Origin of the sequence: Rhodococcus sp. MTM3W5.2 (assembly GCF_001984015.1) — a bacterium.
Taxonomy (GTDB): domain Bacteria; phylum Actinomycetota; class Actinomycetes; order Mycobacteriales; family Mycobacteriaceae; genus Rhodococcus_G; species Rhodococcus_G oryzae.
Genome location: NZ_CP019572.1, coordinates 3,504,241 through 3,521,721, shown reverse-complemented (window position 1 = coordinate 3,521,721; position 17,481 = coordinate 3,504,241). Strand labels below are relative to the sequence as shown.

The 17,481-nt window shown below is 70.3% G+C and carries 17 protein-coding genes and 1 pseudogene; 11 read left to right on the top strand and 7 right to left on the bottom strand.

Features of this window, described 5'->3' with window-relative positions; genetic code table 11:
- The first annotated feature begins 44 nt into the window (after nucleotides 1-44).
- Both BTZ20_RS16105 and BTZ20_RS16100 read left to right on the top strand, forming a co-directional pair.
- Nucleotides 45-974: an NAD(P)H-dependent flavin oxidoreductase gene (locus tag BTZ20_RS16105; protein WP_077042062.1), complete on the top strand. Its 930-nt coding sequence runs from the start codon at nucleotides 45-47 to the stop codon at nucleotides 972-974.
- Between the two features lie 77 nt (nucleotides 975-1,051).
- Complete coding sequence (locus BTZ20_RS16100) at nucleotides 1,052-2,029, top strand: ABC transporter substrate-binding protein (RefSeq protein WP_223263363.1); 978 nt, start codon at nucleotides 1,052-1,054, stop codon at nucleotides 2,027-2,029.
- 22 nt (nucleotides 2,030-2,051) lie between these two features.
- On the opposite strand, the gene BTZ20_RS16095 is transcribed toward BTZ20_RS16100, so the two are convergent.
- On the bottom strand, nucleotides 2,052-3,998 hold the full coding sequence (locus BTZ20_RS16095; protein ID WP_077043762.1) for a glycoside hydrolase family 15 protein: 1,947 nt from the start codon (nucleotides 3,996-3,998) through the stop codon (nucleotides 2,052-2,054).
- 125 nt (nucleotides 3,999-4,123) lie between these two features.
- On the opposite strand from BTZ20_RS16095, the gene BTZ20_RS26295 reads away from it, so the two are divergent.
- From BTZ20_RS26295 to BTZ20_RS16060, 8 genes and pseudogenes are all read left to right on the top strand, one after another.
- A complete protein-coding gene (locus BTZ20_RS26295; protein ID WP_083742701.1) occupies nucleotides 4,124-4,444 on the top strand; it encodes a hypothetical protein in 321 nt (106 codons plus the stop codon).
- 13 nt (nucleotides 4,445-4,457) lie between these two features.
- A complete protein-coding gene (locus BTZ20_RS29875; RefSeq protein WP_411269076.1) occupies nucleotides 4,458-4,553 on the top strand; it encodes an Ms4533A family Cys-rich leader peptide in 96 nt (31 codons plus the stop codon).
- Nucleotides 4,554-4,730: 177 nt separating this feature from the next.
- Nucleotides 4,731-5,777 (top strand): sulfate ABC transporter substrate-binding protein, encoded by a 1,047-nt coding sequence (locus tag BTZ20_RS16085; RefSeq protein WP_077042060.1) that lies wholly within the window; start codon nucleotides 4,731-4,733, stop codon nucleotides 5,775-5,777.
- A 1-nt stretch (nucleotide 5,778) separates the two neighbouring features.
- Nucleotides 5,779-6,699 (top strand): sulfate ABC transporter permease subunit CysT, encoded by a 921-nt coding sequence (cysT, locus tag BTZ20_RS16080; RefSeq protein WP_411269154.1) that lies wholly within the window; start codon nucleotides 5,779-5,781, stop codon nucleotides 6,697-6,699.
- Nucleotides 6,700-6,725: 26 nt separating this feature from the next.
- Nucleotides 6,726-7,502, top strand: a complete 777-nt coding sequence (gene cysW / locus BTZ20_RS16075; protein WP_245221511.1) for a sulfate ABC transporter permease subunit CysW — start codon at nucleotides 6,726-6,728, stop codon at nucleotides 7,500-7,502.
- A complete protein-coding gene (locus BTZ20_RS16070) occupies nucleotides 7,499-8,491 on the top strand; it encodes a sulfate/molybdate ABC transporter ATP-binding protein (protein ID WP_027499945.1) in 993 nt (330 codons plus the stop codon). The genes cysW and BTZ20_RS16070 overlap by 4 nt, the downstream gene beginning before the upstream one ends.
- A 165-nt stretch (nucleotides 8,492-8,656) precedes the next feature.
- Nucleotides 8,657-9,000: pseudogene (locus BTZ20_RS16065) on the top strand (YciI family protein).
- Nucleotides 9,001-9,005: 5 nt separating this feature from the next.
- Nucleotides 9,006-10,262: an RNA polymerase sigma factor gene (locus BTZ20_RS16060; RefSeq protein ID WP_077043761.1), complete on the top strand. Its 1,257-nt coding sequence runs from the start codon at nucleotides 9,006-9,008 to the stop codon at nucleotides 10,260-10,262.
- On the opposite strand, the gene BTZ20_RS16055 is transcribed toward BTZ20_RS16060, so the two are convergent.
- The 6 genes from BTZ20_RS16055 to BTZ20_RS29870 all read right to left on the bottom strand — a co-directional run bounded on the left by BTZ20_RS16055 (nucleotide 10,259) and on the right by BTZ20_RS29870 (nucleotide 15,927).
- The gene (locus BTZ20_RS16055) at nucleotides 10,259-11,023 is read right to left on the bottom strand and encodes a sirohydrochlorin chelatase (protein ID WP_077043760.1); all 765 of its coding nucleotides are present in this window, start codon (nucleotides 11,021-11,023) and stop codon (nucleotides 10,259-10,261) included. The two genes, BTZ20_RS16060 and BTZ20_RS16055, sit on opposite strands and share 4 nt — an antisense overlap.
- A 40-nt stretch (nucleotides 11,024-11,063) precedes the next feature.
- On the bottom strand, nucleotides 11,064-12,347 hold the full coding sequence (locus tag BTZ20_RS16050; protein WP_077042057.1) for a sulfate adenylyltransferase subunit 1: 1,284 nt from the start codon (nucleotides 12,345-12,347) through the stop codon (nucleotides 11,064-11,066).
- Nucleotides 12,347-13,282 carry a sulfate adenylyltransferase subunit CysD gene (gene cysD / locus BTZ20_RS16045; protein WP_077042056.1) on the bottom strand — a complete coding sequence of 312 codons (936 nt, stop codon included), beginning with the start codon at nucleotides 13,280-13,282 and terminating at the stop codon, nucleotides 12,347-12,349. Before cysD ends, BTZ20_RS16050 begins: the two co-directional genes overlap by 1 nt.
- Nucleotides 13,279-13,986 (bottom strand): phosphoadenylyl-sulfate reductase, encoded by a 708-nt coding sequence (locus tag BTZ20_RS16040; protein ID WP_077043759.1) that lies wholly within the window; start codon nucleotides 13,984-13,986, stop codon nucleotides 13,279-13,281. Before BTZ20_RS16040 ends, cysD begins: the two co-directional genes overlap by 4 nt.
- Nucleotides 13,987-14,024: 38 nt before the next feature.
- Nucleotides 14,025-15,722 (bottom strand): nitrite/sulfite reductase, encoded by a 1,698-nt coding sequence (locus BTZ20_RS16035; RefSeq protein WP_027499952.1) that lies wholly within the window; start codon nucleotides 15,720-15,722, stop codon nucleotides 14,025-14,027.
- A 121-nt stretch (nucleotides 15,723-15,843) separates the two neighbouring features.
- Nucleotides 15,844-15,927, bottom strand: coding sequence for an Ms4527A family Cys-rich leader peptide (locus tag BTZ20_RS29870; RefSeq protein WP_354581628.1), 84 nt, complete (start codon nucleotides 15,925-15,927; stop codon nucleotides 15,844-15,846).
- 143 nt (nucleotides 15,928-16,070) lie between these two features.
- On the opposite strand from BTZ20_RS29870, the gene hemW reads away from it, so the two are divergent.
- On the top strand, nucleotides 16,071-17,267 hold the full coding sequence (gene hemW / locus BTZ20_RS16030) for a radical SAM family heme chaperone HemW (protein WP_077042055.1): 1,197 nt from the start codon (nucleotides 16,071-16,073) through the stop codon (nucleotides 17,265-17,267).
- Nucleotides 17,268-17,481 lie beyond the last annotated feature (214 nt).

Below are 17,481 nucleotides of genomic sequence, written 5' to 3'. Positions count from 1 at the left end.
GCCGCGCGCACGGGCGGCGTAGCCGCGACAGGAGAGGAATCGGCATGCTCGAGACGTGGCTGACCAGGGAACTGCGGATCGAGGTGCCGATCCTCGGCGCGCCGATGGGCGGCAGGGCAGGCGGCGAACTGACCGGCGAGGTGTCCAAGGCCGGCGGCCTCGGGCTGCTCGGCGCGGCGCGGTACGCGACCCCGCAGTGGGTGGCCGAGGAGGCGGCGGTGGCCCGCCGCATCGGCGGGCGGTTCGGTGTCGGGCTGATGACGTGGGCGCTCGACGACGACGACACCCTGCTCGACGCGGCGCTGGCGGAGGAGCCGGTGCTGGTGTCGCTGTCCTTCGGCGATCCGGCCGCCTACGTGCCGCGGGTGCACGCCGCGGGGATCCCGGTCGTGTCCCAGGTGAACACGCTCGACGACCTGCGGGTCGCCGAGGCGGCCGGGGTGGACCTGGTGATCGCCCAGGGCGGCGAGGCGGGCGGGCACACCGGCCAGATCGGCACCCTGCCGCTGCTGCAGGAACTGCTCGACGCGACGGACCTGCCGGTGGTCGCGGCTGGCGGCATCGGGACGGGCCGCGGGCTGGCTGCGGTGATCGCCGCGGGCGCGGAGGGCGCGCTGATCGGCACCGCCCTGCTTGCCAGCCCGGAGACCATCGGACCCGGCTACGCCCGCGAGCGGGTGGTCGAGGCAGGCAGTGCCGACACCGTGTACACCTCGGTCTTCGACCAGGCCCGCAGCCAGCCGTGGCCGAGCCGCTGGGGCGGCCGGGCGATCGCGAACGAGTTCACCGAGGTCTGGCACGGCGCCGACGGGTCCGAGGAGACCCTCGCGGAGGCCTACGACCCGAACGACCCCGACCTCGGCGTCGTGTATGCCGGCGAGGCCGTCGGCCTGGTGCACTCGGCCCGTCCCGCGGGCGAGGTGGTTCGGCAGATCGCGGCCGACGCGGAGCGACTGCTGCGCCGGTTCGCCTGACGAAGCCCTGGCGCCACCCTCGAGGCATGCGAAGGTTAGCCTTCGCTAACTTCGAAGGGGTGATGTGGGTGCGTGCGGTGAGGCTGGTTGCGGCGACGCTGCTCGGGGCGGTGGCGATCGCCACCGCGGGGTGCGGCGCGGACGCCGGTGCCGTTGACGGCGCCGATCGGACGACGACGATCGAGCACAGGTTCGGTTCCACCACGATCGAGGGGACCCCGACCCGGATCGTGGCGGCGGGCAGCCAGTGGCTGGACGCGCTGCTCGAATTCGGCGTGCAGCCCGTGGCCTACCTGGCCGCCGGCGAACGCGGCGACGAACGCGGCCTCTACCCCTGGGAGAGCTCGCTCGACGAGTCGGCGGTGGAGCTCGACCGGGCGGTCCTCACCCAGCTGGGCGCGCCGTTGCCGGTGGAGGAGATCGCCGCGCAGCAGCCGGACCTGATCCTCGGGTCGTTCGTGGCCGGCAGGAGCGACTTCGATCGGGTCGCCCAGATCGCGCCCACCATCGGCGAGATCGGCGACGCGCAGGTCGATTCCTGGGAGGACCAGGTGACGGCGCTCGGCCGGATCCTCGGTGAGGAGGACCGGGCCGCGGAGATCATCGCCGCCACCAACAGCGAGATCGACGGTCTCGCCGCGCGACTGCCGGGCCTGAAGGGCAAGACGGCGGTGCTGTCCCAGTTCGTCTTCGCGACCAACCAGCTGGTCGTCGTCGCCGACCCTAAGGACGGCGCCAGCCAGACGTTCGCCCGGCTCGGCATGACGGTGCCGCCGCGCCTCGTCGAGGAGGCGGGGGCGACGGGCGGGCGACTGCTGCTCAGCCCCGAGCGGGTCGATGCCCTCACCGCGGACCTGGTGGTGATGCTGCCCAACGGCGGCACCCGCGACAACCTGATGAGGCTCCCCGGGTTCGCGGCGCTGCCGTCGGTCGGCAGCGGCGGCATGGCCGTCGAGGACTACCCGACAGTGGTCGGCTTCAACACCCCCTCGAGCGCCTCGCTGCGCTACTCGTTGGACCGGATCACCCCGCAGCTCGAGGCGATCGGCGGCTGAGGGTGGGTCCGCCCGCGGCGCCTCAGGTGGGGCCGTGCGCGGGCTGGAAGGTGCCGGTGTCGCCTGCCTCCTCGGCCCGGATCACGTGCACCACGGCGTTGATCAGCGCCAGGTGGGTGAAGGCCTGGGGGAAGTTCCCCAGGTGCCTGCCGGTCCGCGGATCGATCTCCTCGGCGTACAGCTTGAGGGGGCTGGCGAACCCGAGCAGCCGCTCGCACAGCCGCTTGGCGCGCGAGAGTTCGCCGATCTCGACCAGCGCCGACACCAGCCAGAACGAGCAGATGGTGAACGTGCCCTCCTCGCCGGACAGGCCGTCGTCGGTGGTCTCCACCCGGTACCGCAGGACCAGGCCGTCGTCGGTGAGCTCGTCGGCGATGGCCAGCACGGTGGCGCGCACCCGGTGGTCGTGTGGGGGCAGGAAGCGCAGCAACGGCACCAGCAGCAGCGAGGCATCGAGCGAATCGTCGCCGTAGCGCTGTGTGAAGACGCCGCGGTCGTCCACCCCGTGTTCGAGGATGTCGTCCTTGATCTCGTCGGCGATCCGCGCCCACTGCTCGGCATACGCCTTCTCGCCGTGCAGGATCGCCAACTTGCTCCCGCGGTCGAGGGCCACCCAGCACATCACCTTCGAGGAGGTGAAGTGCTGCGGTTCGCCGCGCACCTCCCAGATCCCGCGGTCGGGCTGACGCCAGTGCTCGATCGCCTCCTCGACCTGCCGTTTGAGCAGCGGCCACAGCGATTCGGGGACCCGGTCGCGCGAGCGCACATGCAGGTACACCGAGTCGAGCATGGTGCCCCAGATGTCGTGCTGGTTCTGGTTGTAGGCGCCGTTGCCGATGCGCACAGGGCGGGCCCCGTCGTATCCGGACAGGTGGCCGAGCTCCTCCTCCTCGAGGGTCTTCTCGCCGCCGATCCCGTACATCACCTGCAGCGGGTTCGGGTGGCCGTCCTCGGACCGGGACACGTCGTAGATGAACGAGAAGAAGTCGTTCGCCTCCCGGTCGAGGCCGAGGGTGTACAGGCCCCACAGCGCGAAGGTGGAGTCGCGCACCCACGCGTACCGGTAGTCCCAGTTGCGCTCGCCGCCAGGGGTTTCCGGAAGGGAGGTGGTGCAGGCGGCGAGCAGCGCACCGGTCGGGCTGTAGGTCAGGCCCTTGAGGGCGAGCGCGCTGCGCTGCAGGTAGCCGCGCCACGGGTGGTCGGGGAAGCGGCCGATGGTGATCCACTGGCGCCAGCACTCCGCGGTCTGCCACATCTTGTCCGCGGCCTCCTCGAAGGTGCCGGGCGCGGGCACGTCCGCCCAGGACAGGGCGACGAAGCCGTTGTCGCCCTCCCGCATCCGGGTCCGGATCCGCGCCTCGCGGCCCTCGAGTCCGAGTTTGAAGTTGGTGGTCAGCCGCAGGGTGGGGTGCGCGCCGAGGATGCTGCCGTCGCAGGTGGCGGTGGCCTCCTCGTAGACCTTGCCCGTGTACTCCCACTTCGCGGCGGCGCGGTGATAGTCGAAGGCGGGCTCGCAGCTCATCTCCAGCTCGATGGTCCCGCTGACGCACTTGATGGTCCGCAACAGGATGCCCTCGGCGTCCCAGTCGGTCGGGGTGCGCCGATGGGTCTTCGAGCGCTCCTGGGTGTTGTGCCACGGGCCCATCACCAGGGCGTCGCGCACGATGAGCCAGCCGGTCTCGGTCTGCCACGTGGTCTCGACGATCAGCCCGCCCGGCAGGTAGCGCCTGGCCGCGGGCACGTTCTGCCCGTAGGGGCCGATCCGGAAGTGGCCCGCGCTCCGATCGAGGACTGCACCGAAGACGCTCGGCGAATCCGGGCGGGGCACGCACATCCACTCGACCGAGCCGTTGCGGGCGATCAGGCAGGTGGTCTCGCAGTCGGAGAGAAAGGCGTAGTCGTCGATGGGCGGGAAGGTACTGCGATGGTGCTCCAGGTCGATGCGCGCGGGCAGGTTCGCGGGCACCATCTCGCCGTTGGTGAGCGCCTCGGTGTCATCGAGTGGGGCCATCTGATCATCGAGTGGGGCCATCTGATCATCATCTGCCCGACGGGCGTGGGCGTCCACCGGAGTGGGGGCGATAGGCTGACCGGGTGACACAGATTGCCAGCTGGTGGGACGGACTCGAGCTCTGGGTGATCGGGCTGCCCTTCATCCCGCAGCTGATCCTCGTGATGGCGGTGATGATGCCGCTCGCGATCGGGATTGCCAGCGGCGCCGACCTGCTGCTCGCCAGGATCTTCGTGCTGCTCGGCCGGGACTCGGCCCCTCCGCCGCCACCGAGGACGGTGCCCGCTGATGCCTCGCTCCCGCGTCACCCTCGCCCTGATCGCGCTCATGCTCCTGGTCCTGATCGGCTGGCTGCTGACCAGGTAGTGGAACGGCGCCGGCTCCAGTTCGATCGGGGCCGGTAGCTCTGCTACATTCGTGCGCGTGTCTGCAACCGCCGTGCACCAGGTCCGCCATGAACTGGCGTTGATCGCTGTCGGCATGCTTGCGGTCGCCGATATCGACTGTTGTTGATTTCCGTAGCCGCACGAGCCACCTGAGCCGCGGCCGGTCCGCCCCACGTAGCGGGCGACAACCCCAATTCTGTGTCACCGTGAGACCACGCCGTCGCCGGCAGTGGTCCCGCGCTGCGGTCTGAGGACCGGACACCACCTCCTTGCCCTCGTGGCACACCTGTGAAAGGCAATTCACATGAGCGCGCGCTCTCGCATCACCCGTTCCGGCCTCCTGCTGGCCGCCGCCGTCACCGCCGGCTCGATCGCACTGACCGCGTGCAGCGGCGGCTCGAGCGACACCGTCGGCACCGAGGGTGGATCGAGCGACGGTAGCGGGGGCACCGTCAGCCTGTTCGCCTACGCGGTCCCCAAGCCCGGCTACGACAAGCTGATCCCCGCCTTCAACGAGACCGAGGCCGGCAAGAACGTCGAGTTCCAGCAGTCGTACGGCGCCTCCGGCGACCAGTCCCGCAAGGTCAAGGACGGCGCCCAGGCCGACTTCGTCAACTTCTCCGTCGAGCCCGACATCACCCGCCTCGTCGACGCGGGCCTGGTGAGCGAGGACTGGAACAAGGACGCCTACAACGGGATCCCGTTCGGCTCGGTCGTGACGGTGGTGGTCCGTGAGGGCAACCCGAAGGGCATCAAGGACTGGGACGACCTGCTCCAGCCCGGCCTCGAGGTGGTCACGCCCAACCCGTTCAGCTCGGGCTCGGCGAAGTGGAACCTGTTGGCGCCGTACGCCGCCAAGAGTGACGGCGGCAAGAACCCGCAGGCCGGCCTCGACTACCTGAACACGCTCGTCACCGATCACGTGAAGGTCCAGCCGAAGTCCGGCCGCGAGGCCACCGAGACCTTCCTGCAGGGCACCGGCGACGTGCTGCTGAGCTACGAGAACGAGGCCCTGTTCGCCGAGCGCAACGGGGACCCGGTCGAGCACGTCACCCCGCCGGTCACGTTCAAGATCGAGAACCCCGTCGCCGTGATCAAGAGCAGCCAGAACCTCGAGAAGGCCAACGCGTTCAAGGACTTCCTCTTCACCACCGAGGGGCAGAAGCTGTGGGCCGAGGCCGGATTCCGCCCGGTCGATCCCGGTGTCGCGGCCGAGTTCGCGGCCGACTTCCCTGCGCCCGCGAAGCTGTGGACGATCGCGGACCTCGGCGGCTGGAAGGCCGTCGACGAGAGCCTGTTCAAGAAGGAAACCGGCTCCATCGCGACGATCTACGACAACGCCACCAAGTAATCTGACCGTGACCAGCACTACAGAAACAACGACGGGGGGACTGGTGTCCGAGTCCGTAGGACAGCAGTCGACCGAGACCGGTCCCCCCGCTCGGCCCACCCGCCCGAAGAAGCGCAAGTGGACCGCCGTGACCGGCACCGTCGGCCCGCTGGGCATCGGTGTCGCGATGCTCTGGCTCAGCGTCATCGTGCTGCTCCCGCTCGCGGCGCTGACGGTGACCTCGTTCGAGGACGGCCTCAGCGGGTTCTGGGATGCCGTGACCAGCCCGGTCGCGCTGGCCTCGCTGCGCGTGACCGTCACCGTCTCGGCGATCGTCGCCCTCATCAACGTGGTGATGGGCACCCTGATCGCCTGGGTGCTGGTCCGCGACGAGTTCCCCGGTAAGCGATTCGTCAACGCGCTCATCGATCTCCCGTTTGCGTTGCCGACCATCGTGGCGAGCATCGTGCTGCTGGCGCTGTACGGGCCGAACAGCCCGATCGGTGTGCAGCTCAACGCCACCCAGCCCGGCCTCGTCGTCGCGCTGGCGTTCGTCACGCTGCCGTTCGTGGTCCGGTCGGTGCAGCCGGTGCTGATCGAGACCGACCGGGAGGTGGAGCAGGCCGCCGCGTCCCTCGGCGCGAGCAACTGGACCATCTTCCGGAAGGTGGTGCTGCCGATCCTGTCGCCCGCGATCATCAGCGGCGCGGGCCTGGCGTTCGCCAGGGCGATCGGCGAGTACGGCTCGGTCGTGCTGATCGGCGGCAACATCCCGCGCGAGACGCAGGTGACCTCGCAGTACATCCAGCAGCAGATCGAGATCGACCGTCCGGTCAACGCCGCCGCGGTGTCGGTGGCGCTGCTGGCGATCGCCTTCGTCACCCTGTTGGTGTTGCGGGTGCTCTCGAGCCGCAGCCAGCGACGTGAGGAGCAGGCCCAGTGAACCTCTCGACCGGATCGAAGCTCGGGATGCGGGTCGTCGCGCTCGGCTACCTGTTCTTCCTGCTGCTGGTGCCGATCGGCGTCATCCTGTGGCGCACCTTCGAACGGGGCATCGGCGCCTTCATCGAGGCGATCTCCACCCCGGCGGCGATCTCGGCGCTGAACCTCTCGCTGCTGATCGTGGCCATCGTCGTGCCGATCAACGTGATCTTCGGCATCGTCACGGCCCTGGCGCTGGTCCGGGGACGGTTCCCGGGCCGCGGCCTGATGCAGGCGGTCGTGGACCTGCCGTTCGCGGTCTCGCCGATCGTCGTCGGCGTGTCGCTGATCCTGCTGTGGGGCGTCAACGGCTGGTTCGGCGTGCTGGACGAGGCCGGGTTCCGGGTGATCTTCGGCCTGCCCGGCATGGTGCTGGCGACCATCTTCGTCACGCTGCCGTTCGTGGTCCGCGAGGTCGAGCCGGTGCTGCACGAGATCGGTGACGAGCAGGAGCAGGCCGCCGCGACCCTCGGCGCCTCCAAGTGGCAGACCTTCTGGCGGATCACCCTGCCCGCGATCCGCTGGGGCCTGACCTACGGCGTTGTGCTCACCGTTGCCCGTTCGCTCGGCGAGTTCGGCGCGGTGATCATGGTGTCCTCGGGGTTCCCAGGCGTCTCCCAGACCCTGACCCTGCTCGTGCACTCGCGCTACATCGACGATCACAACACCTTCGGGGCCTACTGCGCGGCGACGCTGCTGATGGGGATCGCGCTGGTGACCCTGCTGCTGATGACGCTGCTCGACCGCAAGAGGAGCAACACATGATTTCCGTGATCGGCGCCAACAAGAACTTCGGCGACTTCGCCGCCCTCGACAACCTGTCGCTGGACATCCCGGCCGGCTCGCTGACCGCGCTGCTCGGCCCGTCCGGGTCCGGCAAGTCGACCCTGCTGCGGTCGATCGCCGGGCTGGAGAACCCGGACTCGGGGACCATCACCATCGGGGGCAAGGACGTCACCGGTGTGCCCCCGCAGAAGCGCGACATCGGCTTCGTGTTCCAGCACTACGCGGCGTTCAAGCACATGACGGTCCGCGACAACGTCGCGTTCGGGCTGAAGATCCGCAAGCGACCGAAGCCCGAGATCGACAAGAAGGTCAACGAGCTGCTCGAGATCGTCGGCCTCGACGGCTTCCAGCACCGCTACCCGGCCCAGCTCTCCGGCGGCCAGCGGCAGCGCATGGCGCTGGCCCGCGCGCTCGCCGTCGACCCGCAGGTGCTGCTGCTCGACGAGCCGTTCGGCGCGCTCGACGCCAAGGTCCGCGAGGACCTGCGGACCTGGCTGCGGCGGCTGCACGACGAGGTGCACGTGACCACCGTGCTCGTCACCCACGATCAGGAGGAGGCGCTCGACGTCGCCGACCGGATCGCGGTGCTGAACAAGGGGCGGATCGAGCAGGTCGGCACCCCTCGGGACCTGTACGACACGCCCGCGAACGACTTCGTGATGTCGTTCCTCGGCCCGGTGGCCAAGCTCAACGGCCAGCTGGTCCGCCCGCACGACATCCGCGTCGGCCGCGACCCCAGCATGGCGGTCGCGCAGAAGGCGGGCACAGCGGAGTCCGCTGGCGTCACCCGCGCGACGGTCGAGCGGGTGGTGCACCTCGGCTTCGAGGTGCGGGTGGAGCTGCGCAACGCCGCCACCGGCGACCTGTTCGCGGCCCAGGTGACCCGCGGCGACAGCGAGGCGCTGCAGCTCAAGGAGGGCGAGACCGTCTACGCCCGCGCCACCCTGATCCCCAACATCCCGGCCTAGGCCGCTCCGCGGCCCGTGAGTCCTTTTGGCCCGCACAGGGACCAAAAGGACTCACAGGCGGCGAAGCCGCCTACTATTTTCCTGGACGTGTCGATTCGACCGGGTTCCGTTCGTCGTCATTGAGTACGGCACCTCGCCGCACGATGAAACGACAGGAGTCGAACCATGAAGTACATGATGCTGATCAACGCGGCCTCCACCGATCCCGTCGCAAACGGGTGCACCCCGAGGACTGGATGGTCTACGACAAGCAGGTCAGCGAGGCGGGCATCTTCGTGTCCGGGGAATCGCTTGCGGACCTGACCACCGCGACCGCGGTCCGGGTCGGGCCCGACGGGCAGCGCACGGTCACCGACGGACCGTTCGCGGAGAGCCGCGAGGTCCTGGGTGGCTTCTATGTGATCGACGTGCCGAACCTCGACGTCGCGCTGGACTGGGCGGCCCGCTGCCCCGGTGCCCGCGGCGGCGGATCGGTCGTGGTGCGGCCGATCGCCGACTTCGGCGAGTGACCGCGATGGACGAGCGGGCCGCGGCCGGGTCGTCCGTGGAGTCCGTGTTCCGGGAGGAACGCGGCAGGCTGCTGGCCTCGCTCGTCCGCCGGTTCGGCGACCTCGACCTGGCCGAGGAGGTCACCTCGGAGGCCATCGAGGCCGCGCTGGTGCACTGGCCGGTGGACGGCGTTCCTGCCCGGCCCGGCGCCTGGCTGATGACGACGGCGCGGCGGCGGGCGGTCGACCGGCTGCGGCGGGACCAGGCCTACGCGGCCCGGCTCGCCGTGCTGCAGGTCGAGTCCGACCGGGCGGACCCGGCCCCGCCCGCCGACGCGCTCGCCGACCTGCCCGACGACCGGCTGCAGCTGTTCTTCACTTGCACCCATCCGGCACTCGCGGACGAGGACAGGGCCGCGCTGACCCTGCGCTGCCTGGCAGGCCTGACGACGCCGGAGGTGGCCAGGGCGTTCCTCGTCCCCACCGCGACGATGGCGCAGCGAATCGTGCGGGCCAAGAAGAAGATCCGGCAGGCCCGGATCCCGTTCCGGGTGCCGGGCGCCGACGAACTGCCGGACCGATTGCCGGGGGTGCTCGGGGTGATCTACTCGATCTTCACCGAGGGCTACGCGGCCAGCTCGGGTCCCGACCTGCAGCGCCTCGACCTCGCGGAGGAGGCGATCCGGCTCGCCCGGATCCTGCGGCGGCTGCTGCCCGCCGAGCGCGAGGTCGCCGGGTTGCTGGCGCTGATGCTGCTGATCCATGCCCGCCGCGACGCGCGGACCGGGCCGGGCGGCGAGCTGGTCCTGCTCGACGACCAGGACCGCAGCCACTGGGACCGCGCGGCCATCGAGGAGGGCGGCGCGCTGGTGGTCGTCGCGCTGACCGGCGGCCCGCCCGGCGTCTACGGGGTGCAGGCGGCGATCGCGGCCCTGCACGACGAGGCCGCGGACGTCGCGTCGACGGACTGGCCACAGGTGGTGGCGCTCTACGACGTGCTGCTCGCGCTCGCGCCGTCGCCGGTGGTCGCGCTGAACCGGGCGGTGGCCGTGGCGATGCGGGACGGACCGGAGGCGGGCCTGACCCTGCTCGACGGGTTGGCGGGGGAGGCGCGGCTGCGGGGCTATCACCCGTACGCGGTCGCCCGCGCGGACCTGCTGCAGCGGCTCGGCAGGTTCCCCGAGGCCGCGGCGGCCTATCGGATGGCGCTGGAGACGGTCGGCACCGATTCGGAACGGGAGCACCTGCGGCGCAGGCTCGACGAGGTCGAGCGGGCGGGCTAGGCGGAGAGTTCGACCCGGGCGGCGGTGAGCCGCTCGACGCCCGCGGCGTATCGGTCGAGCGCGACCTCCGCGAGCAGGGGGTGGGCGCCGATCACGTCGGCATGCAGCGATTCCGGGGCGCAGTCCTCGGCGGACCGGCCGATCCGGTCGGTGAGCAGGCCGGGCGCGAGGAACCACGGGGCGACGACGATGGACCGCGCGCCGCGGGCCCGCAGCGCCGAGACCGCCTGCGGCAGACCGGGTCCGGTGGTCGCGAAGCAGACCTCGACGCCTGCCCACGCGGTGCCCGCCAGCAGCCGCGGGCCGATGCGGGTGGTGAGTTCGTTGGCGGTCTCCGACGACGAGCCGACCGCGGCCAGCACGACCCCGACCTCGGGATCGCAGAGAGCGGTGCCCGTCTGGGTGATGCGGTCGCGCACGGCGGAGACCAACCGGTGGTCGTCGCCGAGAACCTCGGCCTGGACCAGGTCGAGCCCGGGGTGCCTGCGACGGCCCGCCGCGAGCAGCGCGGGCAGGTCCACCCGCGCATGGAACGCGCTGCCCAGCAGCAGCGGCACCACGACGGCGGACGAATGCCCTTCGGCGGCAACCGCATCGATCGCCTGGTCCACCGACGGCGCGGACAGGTCCAGGAAGCAGAGGCGGACGTCCAGGTCGGGGCGCGAGGCCCGGATGCCGTCCACCGCGGCCGCGACCGCCCGCGCGGAGCGGGGGTCGCGGCTGCCGTGGGCCACCGCGATCAGCGGCGCCGGGACGGGCATCGGGGACGCGTGCGCCCCGACCTGGATGTCGGACACGACGCTAGACGCGGGCGAGCTCGATGGCGGCGATCGCGTCGCCGACCAGGCCGGCCGCGAGGGTGTTGCCACCCGCCGGGTCGATGAGCAGGAAGCTGCCGGTGTGCCGATTGACGGTGTAGTCGTCCGCCACGATCGGCTCCGCGACGCGCACCGAGATCTTGCCGATCTCGTTGAGCTCGAGGGTGTCCGGGCTCTGCGCGGTGGTGAGGTCCTGCTCGTCGAACCGCTCCACGATGCCGCCGACGATGGCCTGCGTGGTGCGGGTGCCGTGCTTGAGCAGCAGGCGGGCGCCGGGCCGCAGCGGCTTCTCTGCGAGCCAGCAGACCGTCGCCTCGAACTCGCCGATCGGCGCGGGCGCGTCCTCGACGGAGGCGATGGTGTCGCCGCGCGAGACGTCGACGTCGTCGGCCAGGATCAGCGTGACGCTGCGCCCCGCGTTCGCGACGTCGAGCTCACCGTCGGCGGTGTCGACGCGCTCGACGGTGGTGCGGGTGCCGGACGGCAGGATCACCACCTCGTCGCCCGGGCGGACCGAACCCGCGGCGACCTGACCGGCGTAACCGCGGTAGTCGAGGAAGTCGGCGGTGCGCGGCCGGATCACGTACTGGACCGGGAAGCGCAGGCCCACCCGGTGCGGCTCGGCGTCCACCGGGATCGACTCGAGGTGCTCGATCAGGGTGGGGCCGTTGTAGTACGGGGTGTTCTCGGAACGGACGGCCACGTTGTCGCCGTGCAGCGCGGAGACCGGGATCTCCACGACGTCCTCGGACGCCCACCCCAGCGAGGTGGTGAGCGCGTTGAACTCCTCGGAGATGTCCGCGAACACCTGGGCCGGGTTCTCGACCAGGTCGATCTTGTTGACCGCGAGGACCAGCTTCGGCACGCCGAGCAGCGCGAGCACGGCGGCGTGCTTGCGGGTCTGCGAGATGACGCCCTTGCGCGCGTCGACCAGCAGGATGACCAGCTGCGCGGTGGACGCGCCGGAGACGGTGTTGCGGGTGTACTGGACGTGGCCGGGGGTGTCCGCGAGCACGAAGGTGCGGTTGGGCGTCGCGAAGTAGCGGTACGCCACGTCGATGGTGATGCCCTGCTCACGCTCCGCACGCAGGCCGTCGACCAGCAGCGACAGGTCCGGGGTGTCGAGCCCACGGTCCACCGACGCGCGGGTGACGGCGTCGATCTGGTCGGCGAGAACGGATTTCGTGTCGTACAGCAGCCGGCCCACCAGGGTGGACTTGCCGTCGTCGACGCTGCCCGCGGTGGCGAGCCTCAACAGGTCGCTCATCAGAAGTAGCCCTCTCGCTTGCGGTCTTCCATGGCCGCTTCGGAAACTCGGTCGTCGCCACGGGTGGCACCGCGCTCGGTCAATCGGGACGCCGCGACCTCGGCGAGGATGGCCTCGTTGTCGGCCGCCTCGGAGAGCACGGCGCCGGTGGTGGAGCCGTCGCCGACGGTGCGGTAGCGCACCGAGAGGTTCTGCACCTCCTCACCTTCCCGCGGTCCGCCCCAGACGCCGGAGGTCATCCACATGCCGTCGCGCTGGTACACCTCGCGCTGGTGGGCGTAGTAGATGCTGGCCAACTCCACGTTGTCGCGGGCGATGTACCGCCAGATGTCGAGCTCGGTGAAGTTGCTCAGCGGGAACACGCGGACCTGCTCGCCGGGGGAGTGCTTGCCGTTGTACAGGTTCCACAGCTCGGGTCGCTGCTTCTTCGGGTCCCACTGGCCGAACGCGTTGCGCAGCGAGAAGATCCGCTCCTTGGCGCGGGCCCGCTCCTCGTCGCGGCGGGCGCCGCCGAACACCGCGTCGAAGCGGTTCTCGGCGATGGCGTCCAGCAGCGGCACCGTCTGCAGCGGGTTGCGGATGCCGTCGGGACGCTCGGTGAGCCGGCCGTCGGCGAGATAGTCCTCGACCTTGGCCACGTGCAGGCGCAGGTTGTACTTCTCGACCACGTGGTCGCGGAAGTCCAGCACCTCCTGCAGGTTGTGCCCGGTGTCCACGTGCAGCAGCGCGAAGGGCAGCGGCGCGGGCCAGAAGGCCTTGATGGCCAGGTGCAGCAGCACCGTGGAGTCCTTGCCGCCGGAGAACAGGATCACCGGGCGCTCGAACTCGCCTGCCACCTCACGGAAGATGTGGATGGCCTCGGACTCGAGGGCAGCGAGCGTGTCGAAGTCGGTGCCGTCGAGTTGCGGTCGGATGTCGGTCAGTTCAGCAGTCATGAGGCGTGCAACCCGCATTCTGTCTTGGCGTTACCGGCCCACCGTCCGCTGCGCGGATCGGAGCCGGGGGCTGGCTTGGCGGTGCACGGCGCGCACCCGATTGATGGATAGCCTTCGTCGACAAGCGGATTCACCAGGATCGAGTGCTTGTCGATGTAGGCCTGCATGTCGTCGTCAGACCACGCGGCGATCGGGTTGATCTTCACGAGCCCGAACGCGTCGTCGAACGAGATCAGCGGGGCGTTGGCACGGGTGGGGGACTCGACCCGGCGGATGCCGGTCACCCAGGCCTTGTAGCCGGCGAGCGACTTCTTCAGCGGCGCGACCTTGCGCAGTGCGCAGCACCGGCCGGGGTCGCGGGCGAACAGGTCCTTGCCCTCGGCCGCGTCCTGCTCGGCGACGCTGGCCTCGGCCTGGACGTTGATGACGTTCACCCCGTACACCGCCTCGACGGCGTCGCGGGTGCCGATGGTCTCCGCGAAGTGGTAGCCGGTCTCGAGGAACAGCACGTCGACGCCGGGGTGCACCTGGGCGGCCAGGTGCACCAGGACGCCGTCCTGCATGTTCGACGCGACGATGAAGTCGGTCCCGAACGTGTCCTCGGTCCACTGCAGCAGTTCCTGCGCGGACGCGCCCTCGAGGCTCGCCGCCGCCTGCTCGGCGAGCGCGCGCAGGTCGTCCGCGGTCGCGGTGGCCAGATCCAATTTCGCTTCGGTCACGGTGTCGATGCTCTTCGCTTCGCTCAACGGAGATCCCCCTCGTCTGCTCGGACGGCCCATTCGGCGAAGCGTTCGCCCGCATTGCGGTGCTTGACGAACTGCCGGACCACCCGGTCGATGTAGTCGCCCATCTCGGTGCTGGCGACCTTGTGCTGGCGCAGCTTGCGGCCGAAGGCCACGTCGAATCCGAGGCTGCCTCCCAGGTGAACCTGGAAGCCCTCCACCTGATTCCCCTCGCCGTCGTCGATGAGCATGCCCTTGAAGCCGATGTCCGCGACCTGCGAGCGGGCGCAGGAGTTGGGGCAGCCGTTGATGTTGATGGTGATCGGCACGTCGAGCTGCGCATTGATGTCCGCGAGGCGCTGCTCGAGCTCGGGCACCAGCACCTGCGAGCGCTTGCGGGTCTCGGCGAACGACAGCTTGCAGAACTCGATGCCGGAGCAGGCCATCAGGTTCTGCCGCCAGTGCGACGGGCGGGCGGGCAGGCCCAGCTCGTCGAGGTCGGCGATCAGCTGATCGAGCTTGTCGTCGGCGACGTCGAGGATGATCAGCTTCTGGTACGGCGTGAAGCGGATCTTGTCGCTGCCTGCCTTCTCGGCGGCGTCGGCGACCTTCGCGAGGATGGTGCCGGAGACCCGGCCCGCGATCGGCGCGAAGCCGACGGCGTTGAGGCCGTTGCGGGTCTTCTGGACGCCGACGTGGTCGATCGGCCGCTTGGGCTGCTCGGGCGCGGGGCCGTCGATCAGCTTCCGCTTGAGGTACTCGGTCTCGAGCACCTCCCGGAACTTCTCGATGCCCCAGTCCTTGATGAGGAACTTCAGCCGCGCCTTGGACCGCAGCCGGCGGTAGCCGTAGTCGCGGAAGATCGAGACCACGGCCTCCCACACGTCCGGCACCTCGTCGAGCGGCACCCAGACGCCGACGCGCTGCGCCAGCATCGGGTTCGTCGAGAGCCCGCCGCCGACCCACAGGTCGAGGCCGGGGCCGTGCTCGGGATGGTTGACGCCGATGAAGGCGACGTCGTTGATCTCGTGCACCACGTCCTGCTGGCCGGAGATCGCGGTCTTGAACTTGCGCGGCAGGTTCGAGTACTCGGGCTTGCCGATGTAGCGGCGGACGATCTCGTCGATCGCCGGGGTCGGGTCGAGCACCTCGTCGAGGGACTCGCCCGCCAGCGGGGACCCGAGGACGACGCGCGGGCAGTCGCCGCACGCCTCGGTGGTCTTGAGGCCGACGGACTCGAGCCGCTTCCAGATCTCGGGGACGTTCTCGACCTCGATCCAGTGGTACTGGACGTTCTCGCGGTCGGAGAGGTCGGCGGTGTCGCGGCCGAACTCGGTGGAGATGCCCGCGATGGTGCGCAGCTGCTCGACGTTGAGGGCGCCTGCGTCGCAGCGCACCCGCATCATGAAGTACTTGGCCTCGAGCAGGTCGATGTTCTCGTCACCGGTGAAGGTGCCGTCGTAGCCCTGCTCGCGCTGGGTGTAGAGGCCCCACCAGCGCATCCGGCCACGCAGGTCGGACTTGTCGATGCTGTCGAATCCCTGCTTCGAGTAGATGTTCTCGATGCGGGCGCGGACGTTGAGCGGGTTGTCGTCCTTCTTGGCCTGCTCGTTGGCGTTCAGCGGCTCGCGGTAGCCGAGGGCCCACTGGCCCTCGGCACGGCGCTTGGCCGGCCGCGGCGCGCGGGCGGGAGGAGGAGTGTCGACACTTTGCGACATCGGAGGCGCTCCAGAATCTTCTTCGGTGCGCCGGTCTGTGATGGCAACGCCGACGGGGAGGGCTGTCCCCGCAGGCACATCCGAGACCGGCCGGGACTGAGAGGGGGCTGGCGAATGGCGTCTACGCAGGCAAGGGCAGACAGCTACAGACACGCTTGAGATCGACGTGGCGTCGAGCCACGAGCGCAATCCCAAGTCCGGTCACCCGGCCAATTGTGCCAGATCACCTCGCCGATTCCGACACCCCATGGCTATTTCCCCCCGACACGGGGGAAATGCGCAGGCAGGGCGATGTGTGGCGCTCGTCACGTCCTCTGGTAATGGGACACTGATGGGGTGAGTGGATCGATGACCGAGCCGGTGGCTGCTGCGTTTGCGCTGCCGGACCATGCCCTGGCCGGAGTGGGGTCGCGTCCGTTCGGCATCTACATCCACGTCCCGTTCTGCGCGACGCGCTGCGGGTACTGCGATTTCAACACGTACACGGCGGGGGAGCTGGGCACCTCCGCGTCGCCGCAGTCCTGGCTCGAGGGGCTGCGTCGCGAACTGGACGCGGCCGCCGCCATGCTCGGCGCCGAGGGTGCGGTGCCCGCGGCGGAGACGGTGTTCGTCGGCGGCGGCACGCCGTCGCTGCTCGGCGGCGACGGCCTGGCCGACGTGCTGGGCGCGGTCCGCTCGAGCTTCGGCCTGGCCGCGGGCGCCGAGGTGACCACGGAATCGAACCCCGAGTCCACCTCGCCGGAGTTCTTCGACCGCCTCCGCGAGGCCGGGTTCACCCGCATCTCGCTGGGCATGCAGTCCGCGGCGCAGCACGTGCTGCGGATCCTCGACCGCACCCACACCCCGGGGCGCCCGGTGGCGGCCGCCGTGGAGGCGCGCGCGGCGGGGTTCGAGCACGTGAACCTGGACCTGATCTACGGCACGCCCGGCGAGCGCGACGAGGACCTCGACGCGTCCCTGGATGCGGTGCTGGCCGCGGGCGTCGACCACGTCTCGGCGTACGCGCTGATCGTGGAGGACGGCACCGCGCTGGCAAGGAAGGTGCGGCGCGGGGACCTGCCCGCGCCCGACGACGACGTCCTCGCCGCCCGGTACGAGCGGATCGACGCGCGCCTCGCCGACGCCGGGCTGAGCTGGTACGAGGTGTCGAACTGGGCGAAGGAGGGCGCCGAGTGCCGGCACAACCTGGGGTACTGGGACGGCGGTGACTGGTGGGGCGCTGGTCCCGGCGCGCACGGCCACGTCGGCGGGGTGCGCTGGTGGAACGTCAAGCACCCGGCCCGCTATGCCGACCGGCTGACGGCGGGTGAGCTGCCCGTCGCGGACAGCGAGCAGCTCACCGCCGAGGACCGGCACATGGAGCGGGTGATGCTGACGCTGCGGCTGCGGTCCGGGCTGCCGGAGTCCGACCTGCGAGCGAGCGAGCTCGTGGCCGCCGAGCAGGCCGTCGCGGACGGGCTGCTCTCGCGCGCAGGTGACCGCCTGGTGCTCACCGACCGCGGCCGGTTGCTGGCCGACGGCGTCATCCGCGACATCCTGAGCTGAACCCTCGGTACACAACTCCGCCCGCCCGGGAATCCTGGGCGGGCGGGATTGCGGCCGTCTGGGTGCGCCTACGAACCGACGGTCAGCTCAGGACCCGCCTCCCAGCAACAATCCGAAGAATTGTTCCGTGGATTTGGGGCATCGGTTCCCCGGGCCGTCGAGTGTGTAGCAGTCGAGCCAGGGGGAATCGTCGCCGATGGAGCCGGTCCCCGTC